At 42.1% G+C, this 7029-nt stretch carries 9 protein-coding genes; all 9 read left to right on the top strand.

What is annotated here, in order from left to right:
- A partial coding sequence (locus RYK12_RS09765) for an FAD-dependent oxidoreductase (RefSeq protein WP_314848799.1) occupies positions 1–435 on the top strand: 435 nt, incomplete at its 5' end.
- Between the two features lie 83 nt (positions 436–518).
- A complete protein-coding gene (gene pyrH / locus RYK12_RS09760; protein ID WP_000002995.1) occupies positions 519–1244 on the top strand; it encodes a UMP kinase in 726 nt (241 codons plus the stop codon).
- A 20-nt stretch (positions 1245–1264) separates the two neighbouring features.
- The gene (gene frr, locus RYK12_RS09755; protein WP_001262225.1) at positions 1265–1822 is read left to right on the top strand and encodes a ribosome recycling factor; all 558 of its coding nucleotides are present in this window, start codon (positions 1265–1267) and stop codon (positions 1820–1822) included.
- 58 nt (positions 1823–1880) lie between these two features.
- Positions 1881–2735 (top strand): RNA-binding virulence regulatory protein CvfB, encoded by an 855-nt coding sequence (gene cvfB / locus RYK12_RS09750; protein ID WP_001095459.1) that lies wholly within the window; start codon positions 1881–1883, stop codon positions 2733–2735.
- Positions 2736–2743: 8 nt separating this feature from the next.
- Positions 2744–2959 (top strand): YozE family protein, encoded by a 216-nt coding sequence (locus RYK12_RS09745; protein WP_001232084.1) that lies wholly within the window; start codon positions 2744–2746, stop codon positions 2957–2959.
- Between the two features lie 84 nt (positions 2960–3043).
- Complete coding sequence (locus tag RYK12_RS09740) at positions 3044–4048, top strand: PhoH family protein (RefSeq protein WP_084924538.1); 1005 nt, start codon at positions 3044–3046, stop codon at positions 4046–4048.
- Positions 4049–4154: 106 nt separating this feature from the next.
- Positions 4155–4724, top strand: a complete 570-nt coding sequence (locus RYK12_RS09735; protein ID WP_084924537.1) for a GNAT family N-acetyltransferase — start codon at positions 4155–4157, stop codon at positions 4722–4724.
- Between the two features lie 66 nt (positions 4725–4790).
- Positions 4791–5441 (top strand): helix-hairpin-helix domain-containing protein, encoded by a 651-nt coding sequence (locus RYK12_RS09730; protein WP_314848794.1) that lies wholly within the window; start codon positions 4791–4793, stop codon positions 5439–5441.
- Positions 5425–7029 (top strand): ComEC/Rec2 family competence protein (locus RYK12_RS09725; RefSeq protein WP_314848792.1); only part of this gene is annotated, 1605 nt, incomplete at its 3' end. The genes RYK12_RS09730 and RYK12_RS09725, both read left to right, overlap by 17 nt.

Here is a 7029-nt window from a genome sequence, read left to right as displayed (position 1 = left end):
GTCTTCCAAATGATTCCAGGTCTTGAAAATGCTGAGTTTGTTCGTTATGGTGTTATGCACCGCAATTCTTACATGGATTCACCGAATCTTCTTGAACAGACCTACCGTTCTAAGAAACAACCAAATCTCTTCTTTGCTGGTCAGATGACGGGTGTGGAAGGCTATGTTGAGTCAGCGGCTTCAGGCTTGGTTGCGGGAATTAACGCGGCTCGTCTCTTCAAGGGAGAAAGTGAGGCTATTTTCCCAGAGACGACAGCGATTGGAAGTCTGGCTCATTACATCACTCATGCCGACAGCAAACATTTCCAACCAATGAATGTCAATTTTGGAATCATCAAGGAGTTGGAAGGCGAACGTATCCGTGATAAGAAGGCTCGTTATGAAAAAATTGCAGAGCGTGCTCTTAACGATTTAGAGGAATTTTTAACGGTCTAATTTTTTTGAAAGAATTGCTCATGATACTATAAAAATCTTAGAAATTGTGATAAAATAGGTAGGATAAAAGAAGGAGAGTGAAAATGGCGAATCCCAAGTATAAACGTATTTTAATCAAGTTATCAGGTGAAGCCCTTGCCGGTGAACGTGGCGTAGGGATTGATATCCAAACAGTTCAAACAATCGCAAAAGAGATTCAAGAAGTTCATAGCTTAGGTATCGAAATTGCCCTTGTTATTGGTGGAGGAAATCTCTGGCGTGGAGAACCTGCAGCAGAAGCAGGTATGGACCGCGTTCAGGCTGATTACACAGGAATGCTTGGGACTGTTATGAATGCTCTTGTGATGGCAGATTCATTGCAACAAGTTGGGGTTGATACACGTGTGCAAACAGCTATTGCTATGCAACAAGTGGCAGAGCCTTACGTACGTGGACGTGCCCTTCGTCATCTTGAAAAAGGCCGTATCGTTATCTTTGGTGCCGGAATTGGTTCACCTTACTTCTCAACAGATACAACAGCGGCCCTTCGTGCAGCTGAAATCGAAGCAGATGCTATTCTTATGGCTAAAAACGGTGTCGATGGTGTTTACAATGCCGATCCTAAGAAAGACAAGACAGCCGTTAAGTTTGAAGAATTGACCCACCGTGACGTTATCAATAAAGGTCTTCGTATCATGGACTCAACAGCTTCAACCCTCTCAATGGATAACGACATTGACTTGGTTGTCTTCAACATGAACCAACCAGGCAACATCAAACGTGTCGTATTTGGTGAAAATATCGGAACAACAGTTTCAAATAATATCTAAGAAAAGGAATAAGAAAGATTATGGCTAACGCAATTATTGAAAAAGCTAAAGAGAGAATGACCCAGTCTCACCAATCACTTGCTCGTGAATTTGGTGGTATCCGTGCTGGCCGTGCCAATGCAAGCTTGCTTGACCGTGTACATGTAGAATACTATGGAGTAGAAACTCCTCTTAACCAAATCGCTTCAATTACGATTCCAGAAGCGCGTGTTTTGTTGGTGACACCATTTGACAAGTCTTCATTGAAAGACATCGAACGTGCCTTGAATGCCTCTGATCTTGGTATCACACCAGCTAACGATGGTTCTGTTATTCGTTTGGTTATCCCTGCTCTTACAGAAGAAACTCGTCGTGACCTTGCTAAAGAAGTGAAGAAGGTCGGAGAAAATGCTAAAGTGGCTGTCCGCAATATTCGTCGTGATGCTATGGATGAAGCTAAGAAACAAGAAAAAGCAAAAGAAATCACTGAAGACGAATTGAAGACTCTTGAAAAAGACATTCAAAAAGTAACAGACGATGCTGTTAAACACATCGATGACATGACTGCCAACAAAGAGAAAGAACTTTTGGAAGTCTAAAAATAAACAGAAAACTCAGTTGGCATTGCTGGCTGAGTTTTATTCGAAAGAAGGAAATATGAATACAAATCTTGCAAGTTTTATCGTTGGACTCATCATCGATGAAAACGACCGTTTTTACTTTGTGCAAAAGGATGGCCAGACCTATGCTCTTGCCAAGGAAGAAGGTCAACATACAGTTGGGGATACGGTTAAAGGTTTTGCCTACACGGATATGAAGCAAAAACTCCGCTTGACCACTCTAGAAGTGACTGCAACTCAGGACCAATTTGGTTGGGGAACTGTAACGGAAGTTCGTAAAGACTTGGGTGTCTTTGTGGATACAGGCCTTCCTGACAAGGAAATCGTTGTGTCACTCGATATCCTCCCTGAGCTTAAGGAACTTTGGCCTAAGAAGGGCGACCAACTTTACATCCGTCTTGAAGTGGACAAGAAAGACCGTATCTGGGGTCTCTTGGCTTATCAAGAAGATTTCCAACGTCTGGCTCGTCCTGCCTACAACAACATGCAGAACCAAAATTGGCCAGCTATTGTATACCGTCTCAAGCTGTCAGGAACTTTTGTTTACCTGCCAGAAAATAACATGCTTGGCTTTATCCATCCTAGCGAGCGTTATGCAGAGCCACGTTTGGGTCAAGTTTTAGATGCGCGCGTTATTGGTTTCCGTGAAGTGGACCGCACCTTGAACCTTTCCCTTAAACCACGTTCTTTTGAGATGTTGGAAAATGATGCCCAGATGATTTTGACCTACTTGGAAAGCAATGGCGGTTTCATGACCTTAAATGATAAGTCATCTCCAGACGACATCAAAGCAACCTTTGGCATTTCTAAAGGTCAGTTCAAGAAAGCACTTGGAGGCTTGATGAAGGCTGGTAAAATCAAGCAAGACCAGTTTGGAACAGAGTTGATTTAGGGTGGCATATGAGAAAATCATTTTACACTTGGCTTATGACCGAGCGCAATCCTAAAAGTAACAGTCCCAAGGCTATCTTAGCAGACCTCGCTTTTGAAGAGTCAGCCTTCCCAAAACACACAGATGATTTTGATGAGGTGAGTCGCTTTTTGGAGGAGCACGCCAGTTTCTCTTTTAACCTAGGAGACTTTGACGCTATCTGGCAAGAATACTTAGAACACTAGCATGATTCACTAGGTTTGGGCTAGTAATTTCTCCGCCCCTTTGCTATAATAAAAAGAAATAAAAGGATTAGAGAGGTTCTTTATTTGAAGGAACATTCAATAGACATTCAACTGAGTCATCCAGATGACCTGTTTCATCTTTTTGGTTCCAATGAACGCCATCTTCGTTTGATGGAAGAAGAGCTTGATGTGGTGATTCATGCTCGTACGGAGATTGTCCAGGTTTTGGGAGAAGAGTCTGCTTGCGAGGAAGCTCGTCAGGTTATCCAAGCCTTGATGGTCTTGGTAAACCGTGGGATGACCGTTGGTACGCCAGATGTGGTAACTGCAATTAGCATGGTCAAAAACGATGAAATTGACAAGTTTGTCGCCCTTTATGAAGAAGAAATCATCAAAGACAATACTGGGAAACCTATCCGTGTCAAAACACTGGGTCAAAAACTTTATGTGGACAGTGTTAAACAGCATGATGTGACCTTTGGAATTGGGCCAGCAGGTACAGGTAAGACCTTTCTTGCAGTGACCTTGGCGGTGACTGCCCTTAAACGTGGGCAAGTCAAGAGGATTATCCTGACTCGTCCAGCAGTGGAAGCAGGTGAGAGTCTTGGATTTCTTCCGGGTGACCTCAAGGAAAAGGTCGATCCTTACCTTCGCCCTGTTTATGATGCCTTGTATCAGATTTTGGGGAAAGACCAAACGACTCGACTCATGGAGCGTGAAATTATCGAGATTGCGCCCCTTGCCTATATGCGTGGACGAACCTTGGATGATGCCTTTGTCATTCTCGATGAGGCGCAAAATACGACCATCATGCAGATGAAGATGTTCTTGACTCGTTTAGGTTTTCATTCTAAGATGATTGTCAATGGAGATATTAGTCAGATTGACCTTCCGCGTAACGTCAAGTCCGGTTTGATTGATGCTCAAGAGAAACTCAAGAATATCCATCAAATTGACTTTGTTCACTTTTCAGCCAAGGATGTGGTTCGCCATCCAGTTGTCGCTCAAATTATCCGAGCTTATGAACCAGCACCTGTTAAAAATGAAGAGATTGAAGAATTATATCCTCAACCTCTGTCTGAAGGATAGTTCTTTTGTACTTAAAGTTATCTCAATACTAAGTATAAATTTGCTTTTTAAATGTTTCATTCAATATCCTTATATTAGTTAGAAACTTTTCAAGTGGAGAAAACGTATGGAATCAATCTTTTTAAAACTAGCCCAGTATCCCATAGTCGAGACAGAGCGTTTATTGCTTAGACCTGTAACCTTGGATGATGCGGAAGCGATGTTTGCCTATGCCTCGGACAAGGATAATACACGTTACACTTTTCCAACCAATCAAAGCTTGGAAGAAACCAAGAATAACATTGCTCAGTTCTACTTGGCTAATCCCTTGGGACGCTGGGGAATAGAACTAAAAAGTACTGGAGAGTTTATCGGAACCATTGACTTGCACAAGATTGATTCTGTTCTTAAGAAGGTAGCTATTGGTTATATTATCAACCAAAAGTATTGGAATCAAGGTTTGACGACAGAAGCCAATCGTGCCGTAATTAAGCTAATTTTTGAGAAGATAGGAATGAACAAGTTGACCGCTCTTCATGACAAAGACAATCCCGCATCTGGCAAGGTCATGGAGAAATCAGGTATGCGTTTTTCCCACGAAGAACCCTATGCCAGAATGGATAATAAAGAACCAGGTCGAATTATCACAAGAGTTCATTATGTCTTGACTAAGGAAGACTATTTTGCAAATAAATAAGCAGTTGAGAAGAAATTTTCAACTGTTTTTTCTTCCTCTTACGAATAATCTAAGAGAGGAGAAAATATGGAAGCAATTATCGAAAAAATCAAAGAGTATAAAATCATTGTCATCTGTACTGGTCTGGGCTTACTTGTCGGCGGATTTTTCCTGCTAAAGCCAGCTCCAGAAACACCTGTCAAGGAAACGAATTTGCAGGCAGAAGTTGCAGCTGTTTCCAAGGATTCATCGACCGAAAAGGATGTGAAGAAGGAAGCAAAGGAAGAACCGGTTGAACAAGATCTAATCACAGTAGATGTAAAAGGCGCTGTTAAAGCACCTGGAATTTATGATTTGCCTGTAGGTAGTCGGGTCAATGATGCCGTTCAGAAGGCAGGTGGCTTGACAGAGCAAGCAGACAGCAAGTCGCTCAATCTAGCTCAGAAAGTTAGTGATGAGGCTCTGGTTTACGTTCCAACTAAGGGAGAAGAATCAGCTAGTCAACAGGCAGGTTCGGGGACGGCTTCTTCAACAAGCAAGGAAAAGAAGGTCAATCTCAACAAGGCCAGTCTGGAAGAACTCAAGAAGGTCAAAGGCTTGGGAGGAAAACGAGCCCAGGATATTATCGACTATCGTGAAACAAATGGCAAGTTCAAGTCAGTTGATGAACTCAAGAATGTCTCTGGAATTGGTGCTAAAACGATAGAAAAGCTAAAAGACTATGTTACAGTGGATTAAGAATTTCCCCCTTCCCCTAATCTATCTAAGTTTTCTATTGCTTTGGCTTTACTATTCTATTTTCTCAGCATCCTCTCTTGCTTTGTTGGGCTTTGTTTTTCTGCTAGTCTGTCTCTTTTTCCAATTTCCTTGGAAATCTGCTAGCAAAGTTCTAGTGATTTGTGGAGTCTTTGGCTTCTGGTTTCTGTTTCAAAATTGGCAACAGAGTCAAGCGAATCAAAATCTGATGGATTCTGTTGAAAGGGTACGGATTTTGCCCGACACTATTAAGGTCAATGGTAATAGTCTATCCTTTCGGGGCAAGGCCGATGGCCGCATTTTTCAAGTCTATTATCAACTCCAGTCCGAGGAGGAGAAAGAAGCCTTTCAAGCTTTAACCGACCTTCATGAGCTAGGACTAGAAGGGAAGCTTTCGGAGCCAGAGGGGCAGAGGAATTTTGGTGGATTTGACTATCAAGCCTATCTGAAGACTCAGGGAATTTATCAAACTCTCAATATCAAAAAAATCCAGTCACTTCAAAAGGTTGGCAGTTGGGATATAGGTGAAAACCTGTCCAGTTTACGCCGTAAGGCTGTAGTTTGGATTAAGACACATTTTCCAGACCCTATGCGCAATTACATGACAGGGCTCTTGCTAGGACATCTGGACACAGACTTTGAGGAGATGAATGAGCTTTATTCTAGTCTAGGAATTATCCACCTATTTGCCTTGTCGGGTATGCAGGTAGGCTTTTTCATGGATGGATTTAAGAAACTTCTCTTGCGATTAGGCTTGACCCAAGAAAAGTTGAAATGGCTGACCTATCCCTTTTCCCTTATCTATGCAGGTCTGACAGGATTTTCTGCTTCGGTCATTCGCAGTCTCTTGCAAAAGTTACTGGCTCAACATGGTGTTAAGGGCTTGGATAATTTTGCCTTGACGGTGCTTGTCCTCTTTATTATCATGCCAAACTTTTTCTTGACAGCAGGAGGAGTTTTATCATGTGCTTATGCTTTTATCTTGACTATGACCGGCAAAGAAGGGGAGGGGCTTAAGGCTATTGCTAGAGAAAGTCTGGTTATTTCTTTGGGAATATTACCCATCTTATCCTTCTATTTTGCGGAATTTCAGCCTTGGTCCATCCTTTTGACCTTTATCTTTTCCTTTCTATTTGACTTGGTCTTCTTACCGCTCTTGTCTATCTTATTTGCCCTTTCCTTTCTCTATCCAGTCATTCAGCTGAATTTTATCTTTGAATGGTTGGAGGGCATTATTCGCTTGGTATCGCAGGTGGCAAGTAGACCTCTGGTCTTTGGACAACCCAATGCATGGCTTTTAATTTTATTGTTAATTTCCTTGGCTTTAGTCTATGATTTGAGGAAAAACATTAAAAGGCTAGCAGTATTGAGCTTATTGATTACGGGTCTCTTTTTCTTGACCAAGCATCCACTGGAAAATGAAATTACCATGCTGGATGTGGGGCAAGGCGAAAGTATTTTCCTAAGGGATGTAACTGGTAAGACTATTCTCATAGATGTTGGTGGCAAGGCAGAATCTGATAAGAAAATCGAAAAATGGCAAGAAAAGGCGACGACCAGCAATGCCCAG

Source organism: uncultured Streptococcus sp., assembly GCF_963518475.1.
Classification (GTDB): domain Bacteria; phylum Bacillota; class Bacilli; order Lactobacillales; family Streptococcaceae; genus Streptococcus.
Note: the sequence above shows the minus strand (reverse complement) of the source record. Positions and strands in the feature narration are given on the sequence as shown.